At 70.4% G+C, this 25,072-nt stretch carries 28 protein-coding genes, 2 tRNA genes and 2 rRNA genes; 13 read left to right on the top strand and 19 right to left on the bottom strand.

The genetic code is table 11. The features are described from left to right. The 5 genes from GRX01_RS18950 to GRX01_RS16645 form a co-directional block, all read left to right on the top strand. A 23S ribosomal RNA gene (locus tag GRX01_RS18950) occupies positions 1–1,162 on the top strand; the annotation flags it as partial. A 109-nt stretch (positions 1,163–1,271) separates the two neighbouring features. Then, positions 1,272–1,393: ribosomal RNA gene (rrf, locus tag GRX01_RS16660) — 5S ribosomal RNA — on the top strand. Between the two features lie 170 nt (positions 1,394–1,563). After that, positions 1,564–1,639, top strand: a tRNA-Cys gene (locus GRX01_RS16655). An 89-nt stretch (positions 1,640–1,728) separates the two neighbouring features. Then, positions 1,729–2,598 carry a hypothetical protein gene (locus GRX01_RS16650; protein ID WP_159670275.1) on the top strand — a complete coding sequence of 290 codons (870 nt, stop codon included), beginning with the start codon at positions 1,729–1,731 and terminating at the stop codon, positions 2,596–2,598. 150 nt (positions 2,599–2,748) lie between these two features. Beyond that, positions 2,749–4,677, top strand: coding sequence for a methyl-accepting chemotaxis protein (locus GRX01_RS16645; RefSeq protein WP_159670273.1), 1,929 nt, complete (start codon positions 2,749–2,751; stop codon positions 4,675–4,677). Between the two features lie 182 nt (positions 4,678–4,859). Here the strand turns inward: GRX01_RS16645 and GRX01_RS16640 are convergent. Then, positions 4,860–4,965 (bottom strand) — tRNA-Arg (locus tag GRX01_RS16640). A 152-nt stretch (positions 4,966–5,117) separates the two neighbouring features. Between GRX01_RS16640 and GRX01_RS16635 the strand changes: the two genes are divergently transcribed. Together GRX01_RS16635 and GRX01_RS16630 are read left to right on the top strand one after the other, a co-directional pair. After that, positions 5,118–5,720, top strand: coding sequence for an AAA family ATPase (locus GRX01_RS16635; RefSeq protein WP_159670271.1), 603 nt, complete (start codon positions 5,118–5,120; stop codon positions 5,718–5,720). After that, positions 5,717–6,139: an RNA-binding domain-containing protein gene (locus GRX01_RS16630; protein ID WP_321168177.1), complete on the top strand. Its 423-nt coding sequence runs from the start codon at positions 5,717–5,719 to the stop codon at positions 6,137–6,139. The genes GRX01_RS16635 and GRX01_RS16630 overlap by 4 nt, the downstream gene beginning before the upstream one ends. A 3-nt stretch (positions 6,140–6,142) precedes the next feature. On the opposite strand, the gene GRX01_RS16625 is transcribed toward GRX01_RS16630, so the two are convergent. Then, the gene (locus tag GRX01_RS16625; protein WP_321168176.1) at positions 6,143–6,700 is read right to left on the bottom strand and encodes a magnesium transporter; all 558 of its coding nucleotides are present in this window, start codon (positions 6,698–6,700) and stop codon (positions 6,143–6,145) included. Further along, on the bottom strand, positions 6,701–7,294 hold the full coding sequence (locus tag GRX01_RS16620) for a magnesium transporter (RefSeq protein WP_159670327.1): 594 nt from the start codon (positions 7,292–7,294) through the stop codon (positions 6,701–6,703). A gap of 181 nt (positions 7,295–7,475) precedes the next feature. Between GRX01_RS16620 and surE the strand changes: the two genes are divergently transcribed. Further along, complete coding sequence (gene surE / locus GRX01_RS16615; RefSeq protein ID WP_159670268.1) at positions 7,476–8,387, top strand: 5'/3'-nucleotidase SurE; 912 nt, start codon at positions 7,476–7,478, stop codon at positions 8,385–8,387. A gap of 34 nt (positions 8,388–8,421) precedes the next feature. On the opposite strand, the gene GRX01_RS16610 is transcribed toward surE, so the two are convergent. From GRX01_RS16610 to GRX01_RS16595, 4 genes are all read right to left on the bottom strand, one after another. Beyond that, positions 8,422–9,255, bottom strand: coding sequence for an MBL fold metallo-hydrolase (locus tag GRX01_RS16610; RefSeq protein ID WP_159670249.1), 834 nt, complete (start codon positions 9,253–9,255; stop codon positions 8,422–8,424). 66 nt (positions 9,256–9,321) lie between these two features. After that, the gene (locus GRX01_RS16605) at positions 9,322–10,602 is read right to left on the bottom strand and encodes an MFS transporter (RefSeq protein WP_159670246.1); all 1,281 of its coding nucleotides are present in this window, start codon (positions 10,600–10,602) and stop codon (positions 9,322–9,324) included. 81 nt (positions 10,603–10,683) lie between these two features. Then, positions 10,684–11,004: a cupin domain-containing protein gene (locus GRX01_RS16600; protein WP_321168175.1), complete on the bottom strand. Its 321-nt coding sequence runs from the start codon at positions 11,002–11,004 to the stop codon at positions 10,684–10,686. A 159-nt stretch (positions 11,005–11,163) separates the two neighbouring features. Then, complete coding sequence (locus GRX01_RS16595; protein ID WP_159670240.1) at positions 11,164–12,552, bottom strand: signal recognition particle protein Srp54; 1,389 nt, start codon at positions 12,550–12,552, stop codon at positions 11,164–11,166. Positions 12,553–12,893: 341 nt separating this feature from the next. Between GRX01_RS16595 and GRX01_RS16590 the strand changes: the two genes are divergently transcribed. Further along, positions 12,894–13,532, top strand: coding sequence for a LysE family translocator (locus GRX01_RS16590; protein WP_321168174.1), 639 nt, complete (start codon positions 12,894–12,896; stop codon positions 13,530–13,532). A gap of 11 nt (positions 13,533–13,543) precedes the next feature. Here the strand turns inward: GRX01_RS16590 and GRX01_RS16585 are convergent, their stop codons facing one another. Together GRX01_RS16585 and GRX01_RS16580 are read right to left on the bottom strand one after the other, a co-directional pair. Beyond that, positions 13,544–14,698: a M48 family metalloprotease gene (locus tag GRX01_RS16585; protein WP_159670237.1), complete on the bottom strand. Its 1,155-nt coding sequence runs from the start codon at positions 14,696–14,698 to the stop codon at positions 13,544–13,546. 103 nt (positions 14,699–14,801) lie between these two features. Continuing rightward, entirely contained in the window at positions 14,802–15,380 is a 579-nt protein-coding gene (locus tag GRX01_RS16580) for a DUF4382 domain-containing protein (RefSeq protein ID WP_159670234.1), read from the bottom strand. A gap of 154 nt (positions 15,381–15,534) precedes the next feature. Here GRX01_RS16580 and hisG point away from each other — a divergent pair, with 154 nt between their 5' ends. Then, positions 15,535–16,425, top strand: a complete 891-nt coding sequence (hisG, locus tag GRX01_RS16575; RefSeq protein ID WP_159670322.1) for an ATP phosphoribosyltransferase — start codon at positions 15,535–15,537, stop codon at positions 16,423–16,425. 36 nt (positions 16,426–16,461) lie between these two features. On the opposite strand, the gene GRX01_RS16570 is transcribed toward hisG, so the two are convergent. The 3 genes from GRX01_RS16570 to GRX01_RS16560 are packed head-to-tail and all read right to left on the bottom strand — an operon-like array spanning position 16,462 to position 18,333. Further along, a complete protein-coding gene (locus GRX01_RS16570) occupies positions 16,462–17,421 on the bottom strand; it encodes a CPBP family intramembrane glutamic endopeptidase (RefSeq protein WP_159670231.1) in 960 nt (319 codons plus the stop codon). After that, entirely contained in the window at positions 17,418–17,771 is a 354-nt protein-coding gene (locus GRX01_RS16565) for a DUF7473 family protein (RefSeq protein ID WP_159670228.1), read from the bottom strand. Before GRX01_RS16565 ends, GRX01_RS16570 begins: the two co-directional genes overlap by 4 nt. A gap of 1 nt (position 17,772) precedes the next feature. Beyond that, entirely contained in the window at positions 17,773–18,333 is a 561-nt protein-coding gene (locus tag GRX01_RS16560; RefSeq protein ID WP_159670225.1) for a TATA-box-binding protein, read from the bottom strand. 140 nt (positions 18,334–18,473) lie between these two features. On the opposite strand from GRX01_RS16560, the gene GRX01_RS16555 reads away from it, so the two are divergent. Next, the gene (locus GRX01_RS16555; RefSeq protein ID WP_159670319.1) at positions 18,474–19,445 is read left to right on the top strand and encodes a methyltransferase domain-containing protein; all 972 of its coding nucleotides are present in this window, start codon (positions 18,474–18,476) and stop codon (positions 19,443–19,445) included. Positions 19,446–19,535: 90 nt separating this feature from the next. On the opposite strand, the gene ftsY is transcribed toward GRX01_RS16555, so the two are convergent. The 6 genes from ftsY to GRX01_RS16525 all read right to left on the bottom strand — a co-directional run bounded on the left by ftsY (position 19,536) and on the right by GRX01_RS16525 (position 22,588). Then, complete coding sequence (gene ftsY, locus GRX01_RS16550; RefSeq protein ID WP_159670222.1) at positions 19,536–20,675, bottom strand: signal recognition particle-docking protein FtsY; 1,140 nt, start codon at positions 20,673–20,675, stop codon at positions 19,536–19,538. A gap of 3 nt (positions 20,676–20,678) precedes the next feature. Then, the gene (gene pfdA / locus GRX01_RS16545; RefSeq protein WP_159670219.1) at positions 20,679–21,161 is read right to left on the bottom strand and encodes a prefoldin subunit alpha; all 483 of its coding nucleotides are present in this window, start codon (positions 21,159–21,161) and stop codon (positions 20,679–20,681) included. Beyond that, entirely contained in the window at positions 21,158–21,334 is a 177-nt protein-coding gene (gene rpl18a, locus GRX01_RS16540) for a 50S ribosomal protein L18Ae (RefSeq protein ID WP_159670216.1), read from the bottom strand. The genes pfdA and rpl18a overlap by 4 nt, the downstream gene beginning before the upstream one ends. 156 nt (positions 21,335–21,490) lie before the next feature. Continuing rightward, positions 21,491–22,156, bottom strand: a complete 666-nt coding sequence (locus GRX01_RS16535; protein ID WP_321168173.1) for a translation initiation factor IF-6 — start codon at positions 22,154–22,156, stop codon at positions 21,491–21,493. A gap of 3 nt (positions 22,157–22,159) precedes the next feature. Next, complete coding sequence (locus GRX01_RS16530) at positions 22,160–22,435, bottom strand: 50S ribosomal protein L31e (RefSeq protein WP_159670213.1); 276 nt, start codon at positions 22,433–22,435, stop codon at positions 22,160–22,162. Then, a complete protein-coding gene (locus GRX01_RS16525) occupies positions 22,436–22,588 on the bottom strand; it encodes a 50S ribosomal protein L39e (protein ID WP_073308560.1) in 153 nt (50 codons plus the stop codon). It lies immediately after the preceding gene. 104 nt (positions 22,589–22,692) lie between these two features. Here GRX01_RS16525 and GRX01_RS16520 point away from each other — a divergent pair, with 104 nt between their 5' ends. Next, positions 22,693–23,331, top strand: a complete 639-nt coding sequence (locus GRX01_RS16520) for a hypothetical protein (RefSeq protein WP_159670210.1) — start codon at positions 22,693–22,695, stop codon at positions 23,329–23,331. Positions 23,332–23,353: 22 nt separating this feature from the next. On the opposite strand, the gene GRX01_RS16515 is transcribed toward GRX01_RS16520, so the two are convergent. Continuing rightward, positions 23,354–23,842 (bottom strand): hypothetical protein, encoded by a 489-nt coding sequence (locus GRX01_RS16515; RefSeq protein WP_159670207.1) that lies wholly within the window; start codon positions 23,840–23,842, stop codon positions 23,354–23,356. Between the two features lie 129 nt (positions 23,843–23,971). Here GRX01_RS16515 and GRX01_RS16510 point away from each other — a divergent pair, with 129 nt between their 5' ends. Then, positions 23,972–25,048, top strand: coding sequence for a nucleoside recognition protein (locus GRX01_RS16510; protein ID WP_159670204.1), 1,077 nt, complete (start codon positions 23,972–23,974; stop codon positions 25,046–25,048). The last annotated feature ends 24 nt before the right edge of the window (positions 25,049–25,072 follow it).

Here is a 25,072-nt window from a genome sequence, read left to right as displayed (position 1 = left end):
ACGGGAGCAACCGACGTTAGGGAATTCGGCAAGTTAGTCCCGTACGTTCGCAATAAGGGATGCCTGCCCTCGACGGGGCAGGTCGCAGTGACTCGGTGGCTCCGACTGTCTAGTAACAACACAGGTGACCGCAAATCCGCAAGGACTCGTACGGTCACTGAATCCTGCCCAGTGCAGGTATCTGAACACCTCGTACAAGAGGACGAAGGACCTGTCAACGGCGGGGGTAACTATGACCCTCTTAAGGTAGCGTAGTACCTTGTCGCTTCAGTAGCGACTCGCATGAATGGATCAACGAGAGCCACACTGTCCCAACGTTGGGCCCGGTGAACTGTACGTTCCAGTGCGGAGTCTGGAGACCCCCAAGGGGAAGCGAAGACCCTATAGAGCTTTACTGCAGGCTGTCGCTGAGACGTGGCCGCTGACGTGCAGGATAGGTAGGAGACGCTACACAGGTACCCGCGCCAGCGGGCCACCGAGTCAACACTGAAATACTACCCGTCAGTGGCTGCGACTCTCACTCCGGGAGGAGAACACCGGTAGCCGGGCAGTTTGACTGGGGCGGTACGCGCTCGAAAAGATATCGAGCGCGCCCCAAGATTTCCTCACGCGGGACAGGAACCCGCGGAAGAGCGCAAGAGCACAAGGAAGTCTGACAGTGTCATTCCAAGCGAGTGACGCTGACGCGAAAGCGTGGTCTAGCGAACGGATCAAGGGCCTCAATGGCCCGGATTTACGACAGAAAAGCTACCTTAGGGATAACAGATACCTCGATGTCGGTTCCCTCCATCCTGCCCGTGCAGAAGCGGGCAAGGGTGAGGTTGTTCGCCTATTAAAGGAGGTCGTGAGCTGGGTTTAGACCGTCGTGAGACAGGTCGGCTGCTATCTATTGGGGGTGTTACGGTATCTGACGAGAACGTTCGTATAGTACGAGAGGAACTACGAATGGTTGCCACTGGTGTATCGGTTGTCCGAGAGGGCAGCTGCCGAGAAGCTACGCAACACGGGGTAAGAGCTGAACGCATCTAAGCTCGAAACCCACTTGAAAAAGAGATACCACCGAGACCACTCGTAGAAGACGAGTTCGATAGACTCGGGATGTACGCGCCGAGGCAACGAGGCGTTCAGTCCGCGAGCACTAACAGGTCAAGCCACACTCATATGCACTGGGACCCGTTGTGAACGGGTCCAGGCGTTACCTGGATTGCACGTACATTATCGGTCGGAGACCGACGTAGGCGTTACATCGGATCGTTCCCGATGGTCGGCCTTCGGGCGGCCACAGCGGCGGGGCACCACCCGTACCCATCCCGAACACGGAAGTTAAGCCCGCCAGCGTTCCGGTAAGTCCTGGAGTGCGCGAGCCTCTGGAAACACCGGTTCGCCGCCCACCACTCATACGCGATTCAAGCCCACCAGCACCGCGCTGGTGGGCTTTTTTCATTTTCATATCCACCACTGTCCGACCCCGACCAGTGGCGACGCCGACCGCCGACGGTCGAGCGTCTCCACGAGGCTCGGATCCGCTACACTTAACCGCCTCACTCGACTCTCAACAGTTGCGCCAAGGTGGCAGAGTCCGGCCATACGCATCTCCCTGCAGAGGAGAACCACGCCGGTTCAAATCCGGCCCTTGGCTTTCCTGTACCGTACACGCGATCGTGTCCCGACGAGTGACGTGTTCCCCGAAAGAAAACGGTTAAACTCCGGGCGGTCCGTGGCTCACGTATGCAACGACGCGCCGCGGCAATCTACGTCGCGTTCTTCCTCGTCGTGGGAGCGGCCTCGTTCTCGCTCATCGCGACAGCGAGCGCGCCGCAGCTCACGTTCGATAACCCCGATCACGAACTGAGTCAGGGAGACTCCTTCACGCTCGACGGGCAGGAGTACACCGTCTCCGATATCTCCGCCGAGATGGAGGGTGGCGGTGGCGGCGGTCACGGGGGCGGCGGTCAGGCGCACCTGGTGCGGTCGGGAACGCTGGAGTACACGAACGACTCCGCCCGGTACACGGTCGAGTGGGCGAACGATTCGACCGTCACATACGACGGCCAAGACTGGACCGTTACTACCGACAGCGAATCCGAATCGTTCACCCTGACGGAGGTCGTCGACCGGACGGCGATCCTTGAGAACGACTCCACCGTCGAGAACGAGACGACGACCGTCGACGGGGAGGAGTACGTCGTCGAACGCGAGGACGGGAACCGTACGCTGATCCCCGCGGACGAGTACTTCCCGGCGCCCGAAACGCGCGAGTACGCGATCGGCGACGAGCTCGACGGCATCGAGGACAACACCGCGACGGTCGCGTCGGCGAGTTCGGACGCCGCGACGTTGGAGTACTTCGCGCCGCGGACCAACGAGATCTCGGTGGCCGACGAGGCGAACGTAACGGTCGGTTCGACCACGTACTTCGCGTACTTCCCGGACAACTCGACGATGCTTCTCACACAGGAGTTCGAGACGTACGAACAGTACCAGACGGCGACCTCCTCGGAGACGACGATGACGAACGGACTGTGGGGCGTGACGATCCTCAGTGGGCTGTCCGCGTTCCTCCTCTTGGGGATGGCGTACATGCCCTCGCGGTACTGATCCCTTTTCGGGCGGTCGCCCCTCCGGTCGGCTCCGGCGTCACCGACACGGCTATTGTTGCCGTTTCGACGGAGAAAATACAATGCGGTGGTATCAGATGCGTGAATTTGACGTGTACTCTTATTAGTGATTCGGTCGTGTCACCCGGTCATGAGTGCGATAACTGGGGGCGAACGGCCGGCCGATTCCCTCGCCGGGCGGGCGAACCGACGGCTTCGGACGCTGATCAAGTACACCCCGGACGGGCGGACGATCCCCGAGGAGACGTGGCGGCGACGCCATCGAAAGATCCTGATCTCGTTGGTCGCGCACCTTCCGCTGTTGTTGGGGCTCGGCCTGTTCGAGGGGACTGAATCGGCCGTCACCGGCGCGACGATCCCGTCCATCCCGACGTGGATGGTCGTCGGCCAACTTGGCATCGTCGCGGCAGTGGCCGCGCTCGCCTCGTGGTCTCGACTCGGTCGCCGGACTCGAACCGCGCTGGCGTCGGTCGGGCTGATGGCGACGTCGTCGCTGTTGGTGCAGTTCTCCGGCGGCTACATCGAGGCACACTTCCACTTCTTCGTGGTGATGGCGGTCATCGCGGTCTACGAGGACTGGCTCCCGTTCGCGCTCGGACTCGGCTACGTCGCCGGCGGGCACGTCGTGTTCAGCCTGATCGACCCGTCGCGGGTGTACAACCACGCGGCGGCGATCGCGAACCCGTGGGCGTGGGCCGGCATCCACGCGGCGTTCATTCTCGTGTTGTGTGCGGCGCTGATGTCGAACTGGATCTCCATCGAGAAGTCGCGCGAGGAATCGCGCGAGCGCCTCGAACAGGTCTCGGCGAAGACCGAGGAGATCGAGGACGCCGAGGAGGCGATGGCGCAGGCGGAGGCGCGCAAGGAGGAAGTGGAACAGCTGAACGCCCACCTCGAATCGAAGGCCGACACGTTCAGTACGCGGATGGCCCGCGCCGCCGCCGGCGACCTCACCGTCCGTCTCGACACAGACAGCGAGAGCGAGGCGATGACCCAGATCGGGACCGCCTACAACGAGATGCTCGACGAGATCGAGTCGGCGATGCGGGAGATCCAGACGTTCTCCGCGGAGGTGGCCGACTCCACGGAGGAGACCTCGGCGATCGTCGACAGCGCCGAGCGCGACAGCGAGTCGGTGAGCGAGTCGGTGAGCGAGATCACCGAGAGCGCCGAGGAGCAGCGCGAGCTGCTGGAGGAGGTCGCCGGCGAGATGAGCACCCTCTCGGCGACGATCGAGGAGGTCGCGTCGTCGGCCCAACAGGTCGCCGACACGTCGGCGGAGACCACCGCGGTCGCCGACGAGGGCGAGGAGACCGCGGAGGAGGCGATGGCGAAGATGCGCAACGTCGAGGAGGCGATCGAGTCCACCGTCGACAACGTGCAGTCGCTGGAGGCACAGATGGACGAGATCGGCGAGATCGTCGACCTCATCGGCGACATCGCCGAGCAGACGAACATGCTCGCGCTCAACGCCAACATCGAGGCCGCCCGCGCCGGCTCGGGATCGGCCGACGGGAACAGTGACGGCTTCGCGGTCGTCGCCGACGAGGTGAAGACGCTCGCCGAGGAGACACAGGAGGCGGCCGCCGACATCGAGGAACGGATCGACGAGACGCGGGCGCAAACCGAGCGGACGGTCGAGGACGTCCGCAGCGCCGAGTCCGACATCGACGCGGGTGCGGCGGCGGTCGACGAGGTCGCCGACGCCCTCTCGGCAGTGGCGACCAACGCGGAGGAGACGAACCAGGGGATCCAGGAGATCAGCCGTGCGACCGACGACCAAGCCGCGACCACCGAGGAGACGGTCTCCATGATCGAGCCGGTGACGGAGATCAGTCGAGAGACAGCCGAGGCTTCCGAACGCGTCTCCGAGACCGCAAGCGATCAGGTCGACACGATGACCGAGGTCAACCAGCGGGCCGACTCGCTCGCACAGCAGGCCGATCGGCTCCAGCAGCTCCTCGCCACCTTCGACGTGGATGGGGACGACGCCCCCGCCCCCGACCGGACTTCGACCGGGCGCAGCGCCGCGATCGGCGACGGCGGACAGCCGCAGTAGGCGCCGACCGTCCGACCCTCCCTTGACGCGATCCGGCCCACCCGCATCTCGCCGTCGCTCGCGACACGAAACACGGGCGCGACGGGATCTGAACCTCGGTCGTTCCGCTCACTCCGTTCGCTTCACTCCCTGCTTCAAATCCCGCCTTTCGAGCGGTTCCGGTCGCTCGCGACACGGAAACACGGGCGCGACGGGATTTGAACCCGCGACCGTCGGATGGCTCCCCCCGCCGGGATCCCGGCGCGGTTAGAAGTCCGACGCTCTGAATCCGGACTGAGCTACGCGCCCACGGATAGGGGCACACGCGGCGAAGTCAAAAACGGCGCGGTCCCGGGCGGCGGTGCCCGCTCGTGTGCGGCGACCGCGCGCCACCGCGGCCGCGACCGAGTGGGGTCGGTCGTCTCGCAGGCTTTAATCCGGCCAGCGCCGAACGGACGGTGATGCGAGTTATCGGAACGGTCGGCCTGCCCGGCAGCGGGAAAGGCGAGGCCGCCGCGGTCGCCGAGGAGGAGGGCGTCCCCGTGGTCACGATGGGGGACGTCATCCGCGCGGAGTGTCGCGACCGCGGGCTCGACCCCGCCGAACACCACGGCGAGATCGCCCGGGCGCTGCGCGAGGAGAACGGCCCCGCCGCCATCGCCGAGCGCTCGGTCCCGCTGATCGAGGACGCCGCCGGTCGGGCCGACACGGACGCCGTCCTCGTCGACGGCCTCCGCGCGCCCGTCGAACTGGAGCGGTTCCGCGAGCGCTTCGGCGACGAGTTCACGCTCGTGGCCATCACCGCGCCGTTCGACGTCCGCGCCGAGCGACTCGGCGAGCGCGGCCGGGACGACTCCGACCTCGACCTCGAGGCCCTCCGCGACCGCGAGGAGCGCGAACTCGAGTTCGGCATGGGCGAGGTCATCGACGCCGCCGACGTGACCGTCGACAACACCGACACGCTCGCGGCGTTTCGCGACCGGGTCCGCGCGGTGCTGCGCGGGAACCCCGCTCCCGACGCGCCGGACGGGGCCACCGACGACGCCGCGGAGGTGGGGAAGTGACGACCGTCTACAGCGTCGACACCCGGATCGAGGTGCCGGTGTACGACACCGAGGTGACCGACCGCGTCCGCGACGCCGTCGAGACGCTGTTCCCCAACGCCGAGTTCGTCTCCGAGCCGGGGCTGCTCGTCGCCGAGACCCACACGCTCGACGACTTCTCCGACAGGCTCCACGAACAGGAGATCCTCGACACCGCCCGCCGCGAGTTCGAGCGAAACCGCACCGACGACGGCTTCACCTTCAGCCTGAAGAAGCAGGCCGCCCTCCAGGGGGTCGTCAACTTCGCCGTCGGCGAGCCCGACGAACTGGGCGAGATCTCCGTCGAGGTGACCGTCCGCTCGCCGTCGGTCGAGGAGTACGTCGACCATCTCGCCCCGCCGACCGAGGACGGCGCGCCCGTCGACCCGGACCGTCGCTGACGCCTACGTGAACGCCACGACCGCGGCGAACAGGACGACGACGCCGAGCACGTCACAGACGTTCGTGACCACGGGGATGACCACGTCGTCGGGGTCGAGCGAGAGGCGATAGGCGACGTACGTCGTCGCGAGCGTCACCGCGACCGCGAGGACGGCCAGCGCGACCCCCGCCGACAGCGCGACCAGGACCACCGTTTCGGGTGCGAGCGTCGCCTCCCCGAGGAGCGCCGCCAGCGCCCACGCGCCGAGGCCGATGACCGGGAACAGCGTGACCGCGAGCGCGACCGTGGCGACGGCGTTTCCGACGAGGGTGTCGTCGCCCGGGTCGAACGAGAGCGTCCCGAGGTGGAACGCCGTCGAGAGCCGCGCCGCGAGGATCGACCCGAGGTTGCCGGCGGTGCCGATCGTGACCGGCACGAGCACGAGCAGCGACGGCGACCGAAGCAGTCGGTCCTCCAGGGCCCCGAGCACCAGTCCCGACCCCAACTCGACGAGCGCGAGCACGAGCAACACCGGCAACATCGCGCGGGTGATCGCGCGAACGGACCACTCGGTCGGCACCTACGGTCCACCCCCGAACGTGTCCACCAGCGCGAGCACCGTCCGCGCCGCGACGAGCAGGAAGAACACGCCGGCCACGTCGCCGGTGGTCGTCACCACCGGGCCGACGAACGTGTCGGGGTCGTACCCCCGACGGTAGCCCGCGAACACGACCAGCAGGACGACCGCCGTCAGCACGACCCCCGAGAGCACGCTCGCGATCAGCGCCACGCCGAGCATGACCGGCAGCGGCGCGACCGGACTCCCCAACAGCGTGAGCGCCGTGACGGTGAGCACGGCGGCGACGAGCGACACGAGCACGCCGTTGGCGAGCGCGGCCGTCGCCGCCGCCCGCAGTCGTTCGTCGCCGAGGTCCACCCGCGGCTCGACGATCCCCTGGTGGAGCCCGGTCGCGATCCGGACGCCGAAGCTCCCGAACACGCTCCCGCGGGTCGCGAGCAGCGCCGGCACGAGCACGAGCAGCCCCTCGACGGCCCGGAGTTCGGCGCGCATCCCGCCGAGGACGACGCCGGCGAACAGCCCGCCGACCGCGCTCGTCGCGAGCGCCGGCAGCGCCTCGCGATACGCCTCCTCGGCCGTCTCACGGAGCCCCATCGCGCCCATCGACGACCCCGGAGCACAAAAGTCGGGTGCCGTCGCCGGCCCCGCCGCGAGGGCGTGGCGCTCGCGTTCGCGCCCCGTCACATCGTCCCTCTCGCGGTCGAGTCGGGGCACGACACGGTCGCGCGCTCGGAGCGACCGATGCGCACTTTGCGGCGAGGGCCCGACACCGTGCATGACCGACTCGCAGGCGCGGGTGCTGCTGACGAACGACGACGGCGTCGACGCCGCGGGTCTCGCGGCGCTGTACGAGGAACTGCGCGCGGTCGGCGACGTGACCGTCGTCGCGCCGGCGGAGAACCAGTCGGGGGTGGGACGGTCGCGCTCGCGCGCCGTCGACGTGGACGGCCACGAGTGGGGCCATACGGTTCACGGGACGCCGGCCGACTGTGTCGCCTACGCCCTCAGGGCGCTCTCGACCGACTTCGATCTCGTCGTCTCCGGGTGCAACCACGGCCCGAACTGCGGCGAGTACATCATGGGCCACTCGGGCACCGTCGGCGCGGCCGTCGAGGCGGCGTACCTCGGCGTCCCGGCCCTCGCGATCTCCGCGTACCACCGCGAGGAGTTCTTCCCGCCCGCGGAGTTCACGTTCGAGACGCCCGCCCGGCTCACTCGGCTGCTCGTCGAGCACGTGCTCGAACGCGGCGGGAGCGTCGATCGCGTCGGCGCCGCCGCCGGCGACTCCCGCGCGGACCTCGCCGACGCCGACCTGTTCTCGGTGAACGCCCCCGTCGACGCGCCCGCCTGCGACTTCCGCCTCACCGAACCGCTTGCCGACTACGGCGTCGACGTGCGCGAGGCGTCCGCGGAGGAGCGCGAGACCCACGACGGCGACTGGCGGCTCGAGTCCGACTTCTGGGCGCGCCTCGACCAGCCGGGACGGCACCCGACGCTGGAACAGGTCGCCGACTCCTACCCCGCGTGGTCCGACCGCGCGGCCGTCGTCGACGGCGACGCGAGCGTCTCCCCGCTGCGGGTGCCGCAGACGCCGGTTCACTCCGAGCGACTGGACGACCTCGTCGCCGCGGTGAACCGCGACTGGCGCGACGAGCGCGAGGCCGCGGCGGCCGCGGACGACGACTGAGGCGGCAGCACACACCGAGTTCGCCGATCCGTCGCTACAACGTCACCCGCTCGCCGTCGGCCCACACCTCGTAGCCGTACTCACGCCCGCGTTCCTCGACCGCCTCGGTGTGCATCCGGAGCATGTGCTCGGAGACGTTCGTGGCGACGCGCCGGTCGGCGTCGAGGCGATCGAGGCCGGTCCGTAGCTCGGCGGCGTCGGCGTGAAGCTCCGCACCGAGGACCGATCCCTCGGCGAACAGGACGTCGAGGCCGTCGCCGGGGACGGTCTCGGGGTCCGGTGTGACGTTCAGGTCCGGCGCGTAGCCGACGAGCGCCTCCTCCGGGCCGTCGTCACCCCGACCGGAATCCGACCGGGGGCCGCGGACGACGTAGCCGAGCGTCGGGAACAGCGGCTCCCCGTGCTCGACGGCGAACGCCGTCACCGAGAGGGGCCCGACAGACATCGGATCGCCGGAGGAGACGACCTCCATCCCGAGGCGCTCGACGAGGCCGGGTCGCTCCGTGGCGTACTTCTGCAGGACGCTGCGGGGCACGTACGTTCCGAAGGGATCGGCGACCGGGTGGTCGTGGCCGAGGTCGTCGCCGTTCAGGAGGTGGCGCTCGTAGCGGGCGTGGTTCAGTTCGGAGAGCCCGCCCGCGTGGTCGTAGTGGCCGTGTGTGAGGAACACGGCGTCGAGGTCGGTCACGTTCGCCTCGTGAAGCGCGGGAGTCACGTCGGGCGGGACGTCGAGGAGGACGGTCGTCCCCGCCGCCTCGACGAGGAGGCCGGGCCGCCGTCGCGGGTCGCTCGCCGCGCAGAACTCACAGTCGCAGAGGGGAACGGGGACGCCGAGCGCGTCGCCCGTGCCGAGCAGGGTACAGCGCACGAGGGGTCGACACGAGGACGACACTCCGATGTTTCGGTCGTGTGCCAACAGATGCCACTCTCGCCCTCACCGGTCCACGACCGCGACGACGCCGGTGAGCCCCAGCGCCGCGACCAGCGCGGCCGCGAGCACGCCGAACGCCGCGCCGAAGCCGGTCGCGTCGGCGACGCCGCCGACGACGGCGGGTGCGAACGCGCCGGCGCCCATCAACAGCGTTCGAACGGCACCGAGCCCGCCGCCGGCCGACGACTCGGGGAGGACGGCCGCGAGGTACGCGCCCCGCACGGGCCGAAAGCCGTGGGAGCCGAGGCCGAACGCCACCACCGCGGCGCCGACGGCGACGACGCCCGAGACCGACAGCAGCGCGAGCATCCCGCCGGTCGCGAGCGCGAGCGTCGCGGCGATCACCGGGAGCCGCCCGACGCGGTCCGAGAGGTCCCCCGTGACCAACTGGACGAGCGAGACGGCGAACAGCCCCGAGTACAGCAGCGACGCCGTCGTTTCCGGCAGCCCGGCGGCGTCGGTGAGATACAGCGGGAGGAAGGCGACGGCGCCGTTGTACGCGAACGAGAAACAGACCGTCGCGAGCACGAAGACGGCGAAGGCAGGCTCGCGAAACAGCGCCGCGTAGCGGCGGAGTCCGCCGGTGCCGTCCATCTCGTCGTCTGTGTCGTCGGTGTCTCCGTCCGTCCCGTCGCCGCCGGCGTCGAGACCGGTCGCCTCGGGATCCGGCGCGCAGCGGCCGAACAGGAGCGCGAGCCCGCCGGCGGCGACCGCGCCCGCGAGGAACAGCGCGTGCCAGTCGAGCCACGGGACGGCGACGCCGGCGAGCGTCGCGCCGGTGACCGCGACGACGACGGCGGGCGCGGCGACGCCGCCGAACGCCCCGAGCGTGTCGAGCACCCCGAGCGCGCGACCCGTCCGCCCGGGGTACAGTCGCGAGAGCAGGCGGACGGCGACGGTCTTGTGGACGCCGGTGCCGAGCCCCACGAGCAGCATCCCGCCGCCGAGGGCGCCGAGCGCGAGCGCCTCGGGGACGGGCACCGCGAGCACGAGCGCGCCGAGGCCGGTGACGAGCGCGCCGGCGACGATCACTCGCCGCGCGCCGATCTGGTCGGCGAGCGCGCCGCTGGGGAACTGCATCGCGGCGTAGACGGTCAACATCGCGGTGAACGCGACGCCGAGGACCGAACTGGAGACGCCGAGCGCGTCGCGGAAGGCGGGAAACAGCGGCGGGAACGCGTACCGGAGGAACTTCGCGAGGAACCAGATGAGCGCCGTGAGCGCGAGCACGTCGTACTCCGCGAGCGCGCTGAGCCCCCGCTTCGTCGTGCTTCCGGCTCCCATTCGCCTCGGGGGACGGCTGTCGGGGTCAAAAGGCGAGCGAAAGCGGTCGTACGGGGCGGTTCACGTGGGACGCCGTCCGCGCTACGGCGCGCCGGCGAGCACCAACGTGCTCTCGCCGTCGCCGTTGCGGATCTGCCGGGTCGCGTCCGGCGGGATCCGGACGGCGTCGCCGGGCTCCAACTCGATCTCCTCGTCGTCGACGGCGACCGTCGTGGCGCCCTCGACGAGGAGGTACACCTCCTCGTGGTCGCGCTCGGCGTGGTCGTGTTCCTTCCCGGTCCAGCCCGGATCGCAGTCGACGACGGTGACGCCGACGTGGTCACAGTCCAGCGGCTCGCGCAGGAAGTGCATCGCGCCCGCGGCCGGTTCGACGTCGCGGTAGTTGACTGTCGTGTAGCTCACGGTCGATCGACCCCACGAAACGCCCATGTACCTGTCGACGGTTTCAGCCGCACACGAACCGATCGCACCGTCGCTCGGGCTCAGTGGGGGTCGCTTCGGACTCGCTCGGGACCGAACCACTCCCCACACCGATTCGCTCTACCTCGCTTTCGTCTCAGCTCACCCGAACGGTCCCATGCCGCCCATGCCGCCGCCTCCCCCGCCGCCCTGCTGTTGCAGCTTCTTCATCATCCGCTGCATGTCGCCGTCGCCCATGTTGCCGAACTGGTCCATCGTCCGCTTCATCATGCTGTGCTGTTCGAGCAGCTCCTCGATGCGCTCCTCCGGGACGCCCGAACCGCGGGAGATCCGCTCCAGCCGGTCGCTCTTGATGATCTCGGGGTTCTCCATCTCCCGCTCGGTCATGGAGTCCATCGCGATCTCGAACTCGCGCATGCGCTCCTGGGTCACGTCCATCGCGTCGTCCGGGAGCTGGTCCATGATCCCGCCGCCCATCCCGGGGATCATGTCGAGCACCTGATCGAGGGGGCCCATGCGGTCCATCGCCTTCATCTGGTTGCGCATGTCCTTCAGAGTGAACTCCCCCTCCATCATGTCCTCGGGGTCCCAGTCGTCCTCCTCCTGCGTCTCGGTCATCGCGCGCTCGACGCGCTCGGAGAGCTGCTTGAGGTCGCCCATCCCGAGCAACCGCGAGATGAAGCCGTTGGGCTCGAAGCGTTCGATGTCCTGCACCGTCTCCCCGCTGCCGAGGAACGCGATGGAGGAGCCGGTCTCGTTGACGGCCGTCAGCGCGCCGCCGCCCTTCGCGGTCCCGTCGAGCTTCGTGATGACGACGCCGTCGATGCCGATAGACTCCTCGAACTGGCGGGCCTGATCCTTCGCGCCCTGCCCGATCGCGGCGTCGAGCACGAGCAGCGAGCGGTCCGGGTCGACCGCGTCGTCGATCTGTTCGATCTCGTCGATGAGGTCGTCCTCCAGCGCGTGGCGGCCGGCGGTGTCGACGATGCGCACGTCGGCGTCCTCGGTCGCCTCCAGCCCGTCGCGGGCGATCTGTACCGGGTCCTCGCCGTCGGGGTCGCCGTAGAACTCCACCTCGGCGTTCTCCGACATCTGCTTGGCCTGGTCGTAGGCGCCGGGGCGGAAGGTGTCGGTCTGGATGACCGCCGGGCGCAGGCCCTTCTTCGAGAACCACCACGCCATCTTGGCGGCGGTGGTGGTCTTCCCCGACCCCTGGAGGCCGGCGAGCACGATCGTCTGCTGCTCCAGCGGGATCTCGGTCGACTCGCCGATGAGGCCGACCATCTCCTCGTAGACGATCTTGAGGACGTGGTCGCGGGCGGTGGTTCCGCCGGGGGGTTCCTCCTCCAGCGCACGCGTCTCGATGCCGTCCGACAGCTCCATCACGAGGTCGACGTCGACGTCGGCCGACAGCAGCGAGCGCTGGATCTGCTTGACGATCTCCTGCACGTCGTCCTCGTCGATGTGGGACTTCCCGCGGAGCGAGTCCATCGTGCTCCGGAGGGAACTCCCCAGGTCGTCGAGTACCATTGGTCTTGAGGGGGGTTGTCGGTCCGTGCGGTAAAGGCTTCCCTGTCCGTCGGTGGCTCCTCTTCGGGTTGCGTTCGCGGGTCGTGTGAGTGCCGTCGGTTCGACGGTACCGTCGTCGACCTCGAAAGCCCCCGCGACCCCTTTCAGTTCCACCCGCCGCGACCGCACCGTAACCACACCCTCCCCAGCCGACTGCGCTCCTCGATCGCTCACTTCGTTCGCTCCCTCCGGTGCTCGTCCCTCGCGCGCTTCCGCCGCGGCCGACGCCGCGGCGGCGCGCGCCACGACTCCCGTCCCGATCCCACCGAAACGCCTTCACCCGGTCCCGCGAACCGTGCCCCGTGTTGGCTCTCGACGCCGCCACCCTCGCGGCCTACGTCGCCGCCGCGGGCGCGCTGATCCTCGTCCCCGGCCAGGACACGCTCGTCGTCCTCACCGGCGGCCTCGCCTCCCGTGCGGAGGGGGTCGGCGCCGCGGTCGGGGTCGGGGTCGGCGTCCTCGTCCACGCCACGGCCGCGGCGCTGGGGCTTGCGGCGATCTATCGCGCGTTCCCGACGGCCGCGACCGCGGTGACGCTGCTGGGCGCGGCGTACCTCTGCTGGCTCGCGGTCGACACCCTCCGCGGGGACGGCCCCGCGTCGACCTCGGAAGCGGCCGACCCGGCCCGTGCCGACGGCGGAGCGGACGCGGGGACCGCGGCGGGCTTCCGTCGCGGCCTCCTCACGAACGTCGCGAACCCGAAGGTCGCGCTGTTCTTCCTCGCGTTCCTCCCCGGCTTCGCCGGCGAGGGGGAGACGGCGACGACGGTCGCTCTCGGCGCGGTGTACGCCCTGCTCACCGTCGCGTATCTCGGCGTCGTCGGCGCGCTGGCCGGACGGATCGGCGGGGTGCTCTCGGGCCGCACCGCCCGCGCGGTCCGGGTCGCGTCCGCCGCCGTGTTGGTCGCGCTGGCGGCGACATTGGTCGTGCGGGTCGCGTGACCCGCCGGTCGTTACGACTCGCCGTCGTCGCTGCCGGCGGCGCGCTCGCGGAGGCGGTCGATCCGGTCGCCCAGGGGGACGTTCGCCGACAGCGGGTTCGGGACGCGTCGCCGCGACGGCTCGATCGCGTGGATCTCGGCGTAGCGCTCGAACGCGTCTGCGACGGCGTCGGCGCCGAACAGGTCGGCCGCGTGGTCGTCCGCGGCGACGATCCCGCGGCGCGCGTACCACAGTCCCCCGACGAGCACGACGGCGGAGACGGCAACGAGCGGGCCCGTCGGCGCGCCGGACCCGAACGCGGCGAGCAGGGGCACCGCGGCGACGACGACCGCGCCCAGTCGACGACCGAGCGCTCGCGAGCGGACGCGCCCCGCCTGCACGCCGAGCAGCGCCGCGGCGTCGGCGTCGTCGAGGGTGTCGAGGAACGTGCTGGTCACGAACAGCCGCCGGGTCGGGCCGAGCCCCCGGACGAACGCGTTCGCGGTCTCCTCGTCGTCGGTGTCGAGCACGCGCACGTCGCGGACGAGGTCGTCGCCGAGGCCGACACGCTCGCGGAGGCGGGCGATCCGTGCGGCGTCGTCGCCGGCGGGGCGTTCCGTCGAGCGCAGCGTCGCGATCGCCCACGGTGACGCGGCGAGGACCACGAGGACGAGCGCCACGATCCCGACGCCGACGGCGGCCGTCGAGGCGCCGGAGTCGACCCCGACCCGGAACGGCGTGAGCGCGAGCGCGAACACGGCGCTCGCGCCGAGCAGCCACCGCGCCATCCGGGCGACCGCCCGGCCGGTCCGGAGGTCGATGTCGCGAACGGCGCGGACGCCGCGTACCGTCGGCGCGTAGGCGACCAGCGAGACGGTTCCGGCGGCCGCCATCGTCAGGAACTCCGCGAGGAACACGTCGGCCGCCGCGACGTCGATCGCCGCGCCGACGACCGCGGCGCGAACGGCGGCGCCCAGGTCGAGGACCGACAGGAGGCCGTACGCGATCACCCCCAACGGGAGCACGGCGCCGACGTACAGCATGCGGTACTTTCCGACGGGGTTCGAGAGTCGGCGCGCGACGGCGCTGCCGACGGCTCCCCCGACGAGCGCGAGCAGACACAGGAGGAGCCAGAACGCCAGCGGCGGGCCGAGATCGGGCGCGGGGGAGGACTGGAGCGGGACCATGCACCCCGGTGTCGTCGCCCGGATCAAAAGCGTGCCGCCCGTCGACGAGGGGCGGCGTCGCTGGTGGTCCGGCTCGCGTGGAAAATCGGTGTGTGTCCGCGGCCTACGCCGAGGTCGTCGCTTCGACGTCCTCGTAGGTGACGGTCACCTCGTCCGCGACCGGACGCAGGACGTAGCTCCCGCTTCCACCCTGCTTCACCGGGGTGAAGTCGGCGGTGAAGGACGCGGTCTCGTCGCTGCGGATCTCGAACGTCTCCGACTCCTCGCCGTCGACGACGAACGTCTGGAACTTCAGGCCCGCCTCGCCGGCGGTGTCGACGCTCGCCTCGCTGCCGTCCGAGAGCGTCCCCTCGACGTTCGAGATGCCGAGGTGGACGTGCTCGTAGTCGCCGGGCTCCAGTTCCGACTGGGCGACGAGCTTCTGCTTGTCGCCCTGCAGCTTCGTCAGGTCCGCGGTCGCGTCGTCCACGGACTCCGTGATCAGTTCGCCGTCGGCGGGCTGGATCCGCACCTCGGACACCGTGACGACGAGCGACTCGAAGTCGCCGATGTCGCCCGGCTGGTCGCTCACGTGTGTCGCCAGTGTTCCCGTTCCGCCCGATCCCCCCATGCAGCCGGCCAGTCCGACCGTCCCCACCGCTGTGAGGCCGGCCGTCGACCGGAGATACTCTCGTCGGTTCATCGGCCTATCATCCTTCTCCCGAGGACGGAAATCGGTGGTGGTCCTCGAACGAGGCCGAGATCGGTCCGCTGGGCGGACGCTCCCCCCGACGGATGTTCGGTCCGTGGACGCCCTGCCCGACGGACTCAAGGACGGCGCCGCCGACTCCCCGCCCATGCGCATCGCCGTGCCCAACAAGGGCCGCCTGCACGAGCCGACGATCGACCTGCTCGAACGCGCCGGCCTCCACATCGAGAACACCGCCGACCGACAGCTGTACGCCGACACGGTCGACCCGGACGTGTCCGTGCTGTTCGCCCGGGCCGCCGACATCCCCGAGTACGTCGCCGACGGCGCCGCCGACGTGGGGATCACCGGTCTCGATCAGGCGCGCGAGTCGGGGCACGACCTCGTCGACCTCCTCGATCTGGAGTACGGTCGCTGTCGACTCGTGCTCGCGGCGCCCGAGGACGGCGACATCGCCGAGCCCGCGGACGTGGCGGGGCTGACGGTCGCCACCGAGTTCCCCCGGATCACCCGCGAGTACTTCGAGCGGAAGGGGATCGACTGCGAGGTCGTCGAGGTGACGGGCGCGACCGAGCTCACCCCGCACGTCGACATGGCCGACGCGATCGTCGACATCACCTCGACCGGAACCACCCTGCAGGTGAACCGCCTCGCGATCGTCGACGAGGTGCTCGCCTCCTCGGTCCGGCTGTTCGCGCGTCCCGACGTGGCCGAGGACGACAAGGTCCGGCAGGTGGCGACGGCGTTCGGCTCGGTGATCGCCGCCGATGACAAGCGCTACCTGATGATGAACGCCCCGCGCGAGGCGCTCGCGGACGTGAAGGAGGTGCTCCCCGGGATGGGCGGGCCGACCGTGATGGACGTGGCCAGCGCGCCCGAGCCGGCGACCGGAGCCGCCGGCGGGGTGGACGGCGACGCCGAGCAGGTGGCCGTCCACGCGGTCGTCGACGAGCGCGCGGTGTTCGAGGTCATCGACGAGCTCAAACGGGTCGGCGCGACCGACGTCCTCGTCACCGAGATCGAGCGACTCGTGGAGTAGCGCCGCGCGGCCCCGTCGCGACCTCGCCTCCCTCGTTCACTCCTCCCGCTCGTGCCACCGGAGCGCCGGCGTCGTCACTCGCGGATCGATCCCGATCCCGGTCCCGATCCCGTCGCCGTCGCCGTCGCGGTACCGGACCCACGCGCCCGTCGCCAGGGTGCCGAGCAGGACCGCGCTCATCCCGAGCAGTCCCGCCTCGGGGCCGAACGACCCGCCGGTGGCGAGCGTCGGGCCGGTCGGCTCGAGGTCGACGACGGCGGCGTCGACGCCGAGACCGCTGACGGAGAAGCCGTACAACAGCCCCTGCGCGGCGTTCCAGGAGATGTGGACGCCCACCGGAAACGAGAGTCGCCCCGTGAGCACGAAGCCGACGCCGAGGAACGCGCCCGCCAGCGTGATCCCGAGCGTCGACGCGAGCGAGGAGCCCGGATTGCCCGCGTGGAGCAGGCCGAAGACGGCCGAGGAGACGGCCAGCGCCGCGCCCACGGCGACGCGCTCGCCCGCGAACCGAAGCCCCTCGGCGACGTTGACGAGCAGGAGGCCCCGCGAGAGCAGTTCCTCGTAGACGCCGACGACGAGGAACACGAGGAGGACGGAGCCGAAGCCGGCGGCCGTCCCCACGAGCGTGCCGGCGACGCGGAACCAGCCGGCAGCGAGGCCGACAGCCGCGATCAGCGTCTGGAGGAGCACGCCGAGCGCGAGCCCGGCGGCGAGGTCGGCGATCCACCCGGGCTCGCGTCGGAGGCCCAGATCCGAGAGCCGCCGGCGGTCGACGTATCGCGCCGAGAGCAGGGTCGCCCCGGCGACAGCGAGCATCGGGAGGACGGTCGACGCCGGGACGGGAAGGCCGAGCACGACCGCGGAGACGCCGCCGCCGAGGACTCCGAGGCCGACGAGAACGAGCGCGACACAGAGGCGAAGCGGGGCGCGCGGGCGGCGCTCGGCGTCGTTCCACACCGGATACCGGAGCCGGTCGCGGAGACGCCGGCGACTCATACCGGCGCGGTCTGGTAGATCGCGAGCACGCTGTTGACGCCGTAGGCCGCGAGGATCGTGAGCGCGTAGTGCATCGCGGCGATCATCGTGGTGCCGCGACGGTCCAGCCCGTACGCGAGTCGGACCGCGACGAAGTCGACGACGAGCGCGATCGCGATGACTGCGGCGGCGGGGAGGACCGCCGCGGTCAGCCCCACGGTGGCCATCGCGACGCCCGGCGGGATCGCCTGCCGGAGCTCCGCCTCGTCCCCGAGCACGAAGTAGGCGGCCGTGTTCGCCAACAGCGTCGACAACGCCGCGATGAGGAGGAACCCGCCGACGATCCCGACGGGGGACAGCTGCAGCAGCACGCTACCCGAGGAGCCCCAGATCCGAGAGTCGCTCGGAGATGACGGCCACGGCGGCCTCGGCGTCGGCCGGCTCCTTCCCGCCGGTGATGACGAGCTTCCCGGAGCCGAACAGCAACGCCACCACGTCGGGGTCGTCGATCCGGTAGACGAGCCCGGGGAACTGCTCCGGCTCGTACTCGATGTTCTCCAGGCCGAGCCCGATCGCGATCGCGTTCAGGTTGAGGTCCGTCCCCAGATCCGCGGAGGTGACGATGTTCTGGACGGTGATCTCCGGGTCGTCGTCGATCGGGATGTCCAGCGCGCGCAGCTCGTCGAACACCATGTGGAGCGCCTCGTGGACGGCGTCGGTGCTCTTGGCGCCGGTGCAGACGATCTTCCCCGAGCGGAAGATGAGCGCGGCGCTCTTCGGATCGGCCGTCCGATACACCAGTCCCGGGAACTGCTCCGGGTCGTAGTCCGCGCCCTCGAGGTCCATGGCGACCGTCTGGAGGTCCAACTCCTGTTCGATCCCCGTCGACGCGACGACGTTCTCGATGTTGATCGACTCCGCGGGATCAGCCATTATTGTCCGAACCGACGGTTTAAACGGATAAAGTAGTACCGCCGTGCCCGATGCGGGTTCACCCCGCTCGATCGCTGCCGGCGTCGATCCGAACCCGTGCGTTCAAGCGCCGCGGCGCCGCACCTCCGGGCGTGTACGGGTTGGAGTTCGTCGGCGACGAGGACCGGTTCGCGGCGCTGGAGGCGGGCGTCGCCGCCGCCGGGATCGAGCGGATCGCCCCCGGGGTGGCCGTCGCCGACGCGGTCGATCCGGGCCGGGTTCGCGGGCTGGCGTACACCAGACGCGCGCTCGACCTGCTCGGGCGGGCGGACGCGGATCCGAACAGCGCCCGGGCCGTCGTCGAGGCGGCGAGCGTCGACCGCGAGGGGACGGTCGCCGTCCGCGCCCGGGTCGTCCGGGACAGCGCCGCCGTCTCGACGAGCGAGGTCGAACGCGAGTGCGGGAGCGCGCTCGTCGCGCGCGGCTTCGACGTGGATCTGGACGACCCGGACCACACCCTCCGCGTGCTGTTCGCCGGCGACACCTGTCTCGTCGGGTGGACCGTCGCAGAGTCCGTCCGCGACTTCTCGACGCGCCGACCCACGGACCGGCCCTTCTTCCAGCCGGGCAGCATGGCGCCGATGGACGCCCGAGCGTACGCGAACCTCGCCGGGGCGGGGCCGGGTGCCCGCGTCCTCGACCCGATGTGCGGGACCGGCGGCGTGCTCATCGAGGCCGGGCTCGTCGGGAGCGACGTGGTCGGCAACGACGCGCAGGCGAAGATGGTCCGCGGCGCCCGCGAGAACCTCGCGCACTATCTGGACGATACGGACGTCGAGTGTGATCTCCTCCGCGGCGACGCCACGGCGCTCGCGCTCCGCGACGACGCGGTCGACGGCGTCGTCTTCGACGCGCCGTACGGCCGGCAGTCGAAGATCGCGCGCCACAGCCTCGACGACCTCGTCGGGGACGCGCTCGCGGAGGCCGCGCGGGTCGCCCCGCGGGGCGTGCTCGTCGCGGATCGCTCGTGGCGCGAGGCCGCCGTCGACGCCGGCTGGCGAGTGACCGACGCCTTCGAGCGGCGGGTTCACCGCAGTCTCGTCCGACACGTGCACGTGTTGGAGCGGTCGTAGCGGCCGGATCTCCCGCGGCTCCGGCGTCCCCGAGATCGCGCGCGCTACTCGACTCTCTCGAACGGACGGAACCCCGAAAACGGAGAACGGTTACTGCTCGCCGAGCAACTCGTCGACCAGTTCCTCGGGGTCGAACAGCCGCAGGTCGTCGTACCCCTGCCCGACGCCGAGGAAGAGGATCGGCTTGCCGGTCACGTACGCGATGGAGATCGCGGCGCCGCCGGAGGAGTCGGCGTCGGCCTTCGTGAGGACCGAGCCGTCGACCGCGGCCGCGTCGTCGAACTCCTGGGCGCGCTTGACGGCGTCCTGTCCGGCGACCGCCTCGTCGACGAAGAGGGTCATGTCGGGGTCGACGACGCGGTCGATCTTCTCCAGTTGCGCCATCAGGTCGTTGCTCGTGTGGAGGCGCCCCGCGGTGTCGCCGAGCACCACGTCGACGTCGTTGGCCTCGGCGTACTCGACGCCGTCGTAGATGACGGCGGCGGGGTCGCCGCCCTGATCGTGGGCGATGAGCTTCCGGTCGAGCGCCTCCGCATGCTCGCGGATCTGCTCGTTCGCGCCGGCGCGGTAGGTGTCGCCGTTCGCGAGCACCGACGAGTAGCCGCGCTCGTCGAGCCACTCCGAGAGCTTCGCGATGGTCGTCGTCTTGCCGACGCCGTTGACGCCGGTGAACACGATGGTGACGGGCTTGTCCGCCTCCGCGATCCGCTCCTCGAAGTCGAACTGCCCGACCCCGATCACGTCCAGCAGCGCGTCGTGAAGCGCCTCCGTGACGAGTTGGTCCGTCGTCTGGACCTGCGCGCGGGTCTCCCCGATCATCTTCTCGCGGACGGTGTCGAGGATCCGGTCGGCGACGCTCATCTCCACGTCGCTGGACAACAGCGCGAGTTCCAGGTCCTGAAGGGGCCCCTCGAGGTCCTCCTCCTCGATGATGACCTTCCCGGTGGCGAACGCCGCGGCGCGCTTGAGGCGCCCGGGACCGGCGTCGTCGCCGTCGGCCGGTTCGCCGTCGGCCGGTTCGGTAGACGGCGCTCCGTCGGCCGTCGATGCCGCCGGCTGCTCGGCCTCGACGGGATCGCCCGTCGGCCCGTCGTCGGCCGTCGCGTCCGCGTCGGCCGCCGCCTCGGTATCGGCTGCCGTCTCGGCGTCGACCGGTTCGGCGTTCTCCTCGACCTCGTCGGCGGCGTCCTCCCGGAACGAGGAGAGCTTGTCCTTCAGGCCGTCGAACATCCCTTACTCGTCCCCGTCGTCGCCCTCGTCGGCCATCTGCTGCATCTGCTGCATCTGCTGTTGCTGCATCTGCTGTTGCATCTGCTGGGCCTGCTGTTCGAGCTGCTGGCTCTCGGCCTCGAGGTCGCTCTTCTCCTCGTTGACGGTGTCGATCTGGTCGTCGATGGCCTCCTTCCGCTGTTCGAGCGCGTCCACGGCGTCGTCCTCCTCCAGCTCGGCGGCGTAGTCGCCGCCGAGGCTCACGACGATCTCGTCGAGGTCCTGGATCTCGGCGCGGACGTACGCGCCGCCGCCCAGCGGCACCTGCACCGTCGACCCGGTCTCGATCTGGCCGATGGCCTCGATGGCGTCGTCCATGTCGCGCTGCTCCTGGCGGAGGTCCTCGATCTCGGTCTCGAGCTCCTCGATCTCGTCCTCGATCGCCTGGATCTCCTGGGATATCTGCTGGAGCTGCTGCTGACCCTGACCGCCACCACCGAGGCTCATTCTGCCACCACCTCGCCGATCTCGATCTGGGTGCGGTTCAGGTTGTGCTCGGCGCCGAACTTCGAGAGGACGTGCTCGCGGGCGACGTTCTCGTTGACCGCGTCGATCGAGCGGGTGAACGCCTGCATCCCGTCTCGGGCTTGGAACTCGCCGCTAACAGTGAACTGGCTCATGTGCCCGAAAATCGGCTCGGGAGCGGGAAGTACCTTCCGACTCAGGGGTCCCGCTCGGCTCGACCCGGCGAGGCGGGCGACGGCGACCCGTCCGGCCGGTCGTCCGCGGCGGCTCGCTCTGTTCGTGGACGGCTCGCCCGCAAGCTCGGCGACGCTCTACTCGATGAACCCGAGCGTGTCGTCGATCCGGCCCAGCTCCGGGCCCGTCGTGTCCTCGCCGACGGCGTATCCGTCGTCGTTGGCGAGCAGCCCCGAGCCGACCAGCGGCGCCCCGTAGTTGACGGTGCCGAGGTCGGCGTACACGTCGAGGTGCTCCTCCAGCGCCTCCAGCTCCGGCTCCTCGCTGTGCGGGTGACAGAGGACGCCGTCGTTGGTGGCGACCGCGGCGGTGCCGACGGTGTTGACGCCGCCGAGCGATCCACGCCTCACCGGCACGTCGAGCACGTCCTCGACGACCTCGACCGCCTCGTCGGTCAGTTCGGGGTGGACGTACGCGCCGTAGTCGTTCGCGAGCACGACGTTGCCGGCGGCGTTCAGCTTCCCCGGGAGACGCTCGACGGGGTCGCCGGTCGCCTCACGGAGCGCGTCGATCTCGCGGTCGGTCGCCTGTCGGGAGACGAGCGTCCCGTTCTCGTTGCCCGCGACCAGCGAGCCGACCGTGCCGGAGCCGCCGACGGTCGTGGCCAGCACGTCGACGGCGAACTCCGCCTCGAGCCGGTCGGCGAGGTCGTCGTCCACGTCGGGCCGAACGACGAGGCAGTCGCTGGCTGCGTGCGCGTAGACCCCGACGTACGACGACCCGGCGAACGAAACGCGAAGCACGCCTCAGGCCGGCTCCGCTTCGACGACGACTTCGCCGTCCTCGTCGAAACGGGCCGCACGCAGGCGGACCGAGCTCGGCGGCTTCGATCGGCCGCGCTCCCAGACGGTCTCGTTGACCGCGGGGTCGAGGCGGACGTCGCCCTCATCGACCGAGAAGTGCTTCGCCAGGTGTGCCCGGATGAGCGACATCGCCTTGTCGCCGCGCTCCTGGGACGGCGCCTGCTTCGCCTCGCGGAGCGGGACCGTGACGACGCGCTCCTCGAAGTCGCTGGCGCTCATTTACTCGTCGGTGTCCGAGCGCCGCCAGTGGCGTCGCTTCGGGTTGCGGGTCACTTCCATGTCGGTCTTCATCATCACCCACGCCGGCACGCGGCTGTTCTGCCGCTCCAGCTTGGCAAGGCGCTTCTTCTTGGCCTTGGATTTCTTGGTCATGGTATCCGGCAGATTCATCGCCGGAAGGGAAAACCCTGTCCATCCGGATCGGCTCCGTCGGCGTTGGCGGCGCATTTTTGTTCGCTCTGGGACACGATGTGTCCGTGCACAGACGCGATGCGCTCCGCGTGGCCGGCGGGCTCGCGAGCGCGGGACTCGGATCGCTCGCCGGCTGCGTGGTCGGACGCCGCCCCCCGCCGACGCTGTCGGACTCCTTCGAGGACGGGATGGACGCGTGGACGACCGGCGCCGCCATCGGTCCGGAGGTGTCCCTCGACGAGTTCGAGCGGTCGATATCGCCGTCGACGGAGCGTGCCAACTCCGGCGCCCGGAGCGTCGAGGTGTTCACCGAGGGCGACTACGACGACGGCATCGCTTGGCTGACTCGGACCATCGACACGACCGACCTCGACGCCGACGTGCTCCGGGTGTCGGTCCACGCCTGGAGCGAGTCCGAGAGCTTCAACGTCCTCCGGAACCTCGCGGTCCGGATCGGTCCCGAGCCGCCGACGACCGAGGAGGACTTCCCGCCGCCGGAGACGGTCACGACGCCGGAGACGCCGACCGCAGTCGGCGGGCTCAGGCAGCCGCTCCACCGGGTCGAGGGGTGGGACGAGTACCGGTTCGAGTGGCGACCGAGCGAGGTCCCGGACGAGCTCCACCTCTCGATTGGCGTCGCGGTCGTCTGGGAGGCGGACGCGACGCACTACCTCGACGACGTTCTCGTGGAGGTCGTTCGATAGGCCCGCACGGTGGTCGTCCGGATCACAACCCCGCCAACGACCCGATGCCCGCGCCGACGGCGACCGCGAGCGCGCCGCCGAGCGCGACGCGTACCGCCGTCTCCAGCACGTCGCCGCCGGCGAGCCGGATCCGTAGCCCGGCGACGACCGCCAGCTCGGCGGCGACGACGGCGACCGCGAGGAGGTAGCCCAAGCCGAGGTCAGCGAGCACCACCAGCGACGGGAGCGCGCCGGCGAGGAACGCTCCGCCGCCGGCAAGCCCCGCCCGACGGACCGAGTCGCCGGCCGCCGAGAGGCCGCCGCCGTCGTCGTCGGCGGCGGCGAACGCCGCGTGCAGCGCGACGCCGACCGTCGCCGCGAGCCCCACGAGCCCGGCGGTCCACCCGTCGACGGCGACGGCCGCGGCGAACAGCGGCGCCGGGACGACGACGGCGCCGGCCGCGAGTCCCCTCAGCGCCGGCTCGCTGACGCGATGGCGAACCGTCGTCCTCGTCCGGCCTCGGCCGCGCATTCGCACCCGATTTCCCGGCCCACAAGATAAATCCGCCGCCCGAATCGGCGGAACGACGCCGCGGCGTCGGGGCGGCGGCGTGCGCCGACGCAGCGAAACCGGCTTGTCGCCCGCGCCCGGAACGCGACCATGGACCCCGTCGGCGCCGCACTCGTCGCGGACGGCCTCCCGGCACCCGCGGCGTTCGTCTCGGTTCTCGCGGATATCCTCCCGCTCGTCGTCGAGGCGGCGGCGCGGGTCGCGCGCATCGCGGTGCTCATCGCCGTCGGCGTGTTCCTCGCGAACGTCGCCGTCGAGTTCGGCCTCGTCGAGCGGATCGCTGGGTTCTCGCGGTACCTCACCGGCCCGGCGAACCTCCCGGACGAGGCCGGGACCGCCATCGTCACGACCGCGGCGTCGACGACGGCGGGCTACGGCATGCTCGCGGACTTCCGCGAGTCCGGTCGGCTGTCCGACCGCGCGACGATGGTCGCCGTCGTCATCAACACGTTCTTCGGCTTCGTTCAGCACCTGTTCACGTTCTACGTCCCGGTCGTCATCCCCATCCTCGGCCGCGAGACCGGCGTCCTCTACGTCGGCACCCGCGGCGCAATCGCGCTCGGGATCACGCTCACCGGGGTGCTCGCGGGCGCGCTGTTGCTTCGCGCCGAGGCGGGGGACCGTCCGGACGCCGAGGCGGTTCGGGAGGCGACCGACGGCGGGCCGACGGCCGGCGGTACCGACGACTCGGACGCGGACGACACCGACGCCGACGGAGGGCTCCGCGACAAGGTGGCGACGGCCGCCGAGTCGACGTGGTCGACGCTCCGGCGGATCGTGCCGCGGCTCGCGTTCGTATACGTCCTCGTCACGGTGCTCGTGGCCCGCGTGGACCTCCAGGCGCTGTCGAGCGACGTCGCCGGGCCGTTCGCCGAGGTCGTCGGCCTGCCGGCGGCGGTGGTGCCCGCGATCGTCGTGTTCGTGTTCGACACGACCGCGGGGGCGGCGGCGTTCGCGCCGCTCATCGGCTCGACGCTGACGCCCGAACAGGCGGTCGCCGGAATGCTGATCGGCGGGATCGTCTCGTTCGCGTTCTCGACGTTCAAGCGGTCGATCCCGTTCCAGTACGGCGTCTGGGGGCCGGAGTTCGGCTCGAAGGTGATCGCGGTGAACACGGCGCTGAAGGTGGTGTTCATCTCGGTCGCGCTGGTCGTGTTCCTCGCGTGAACGCGGCCGTCGTCCGGCGCGTTC

This window comes from Halobaculum saliterrae (genome assembly GCF_009831625.1).
GTDB lineage: Archaea > Halobacteriota > Halobacteria > Halobacteriales > Haloferacaceae > Halobaculum > Halobaculum saliterrae.
Note: the sequence above shows the minus strand (reverse complement) of the source record. Positions and strands in the feature narration are given on the sequence as shown.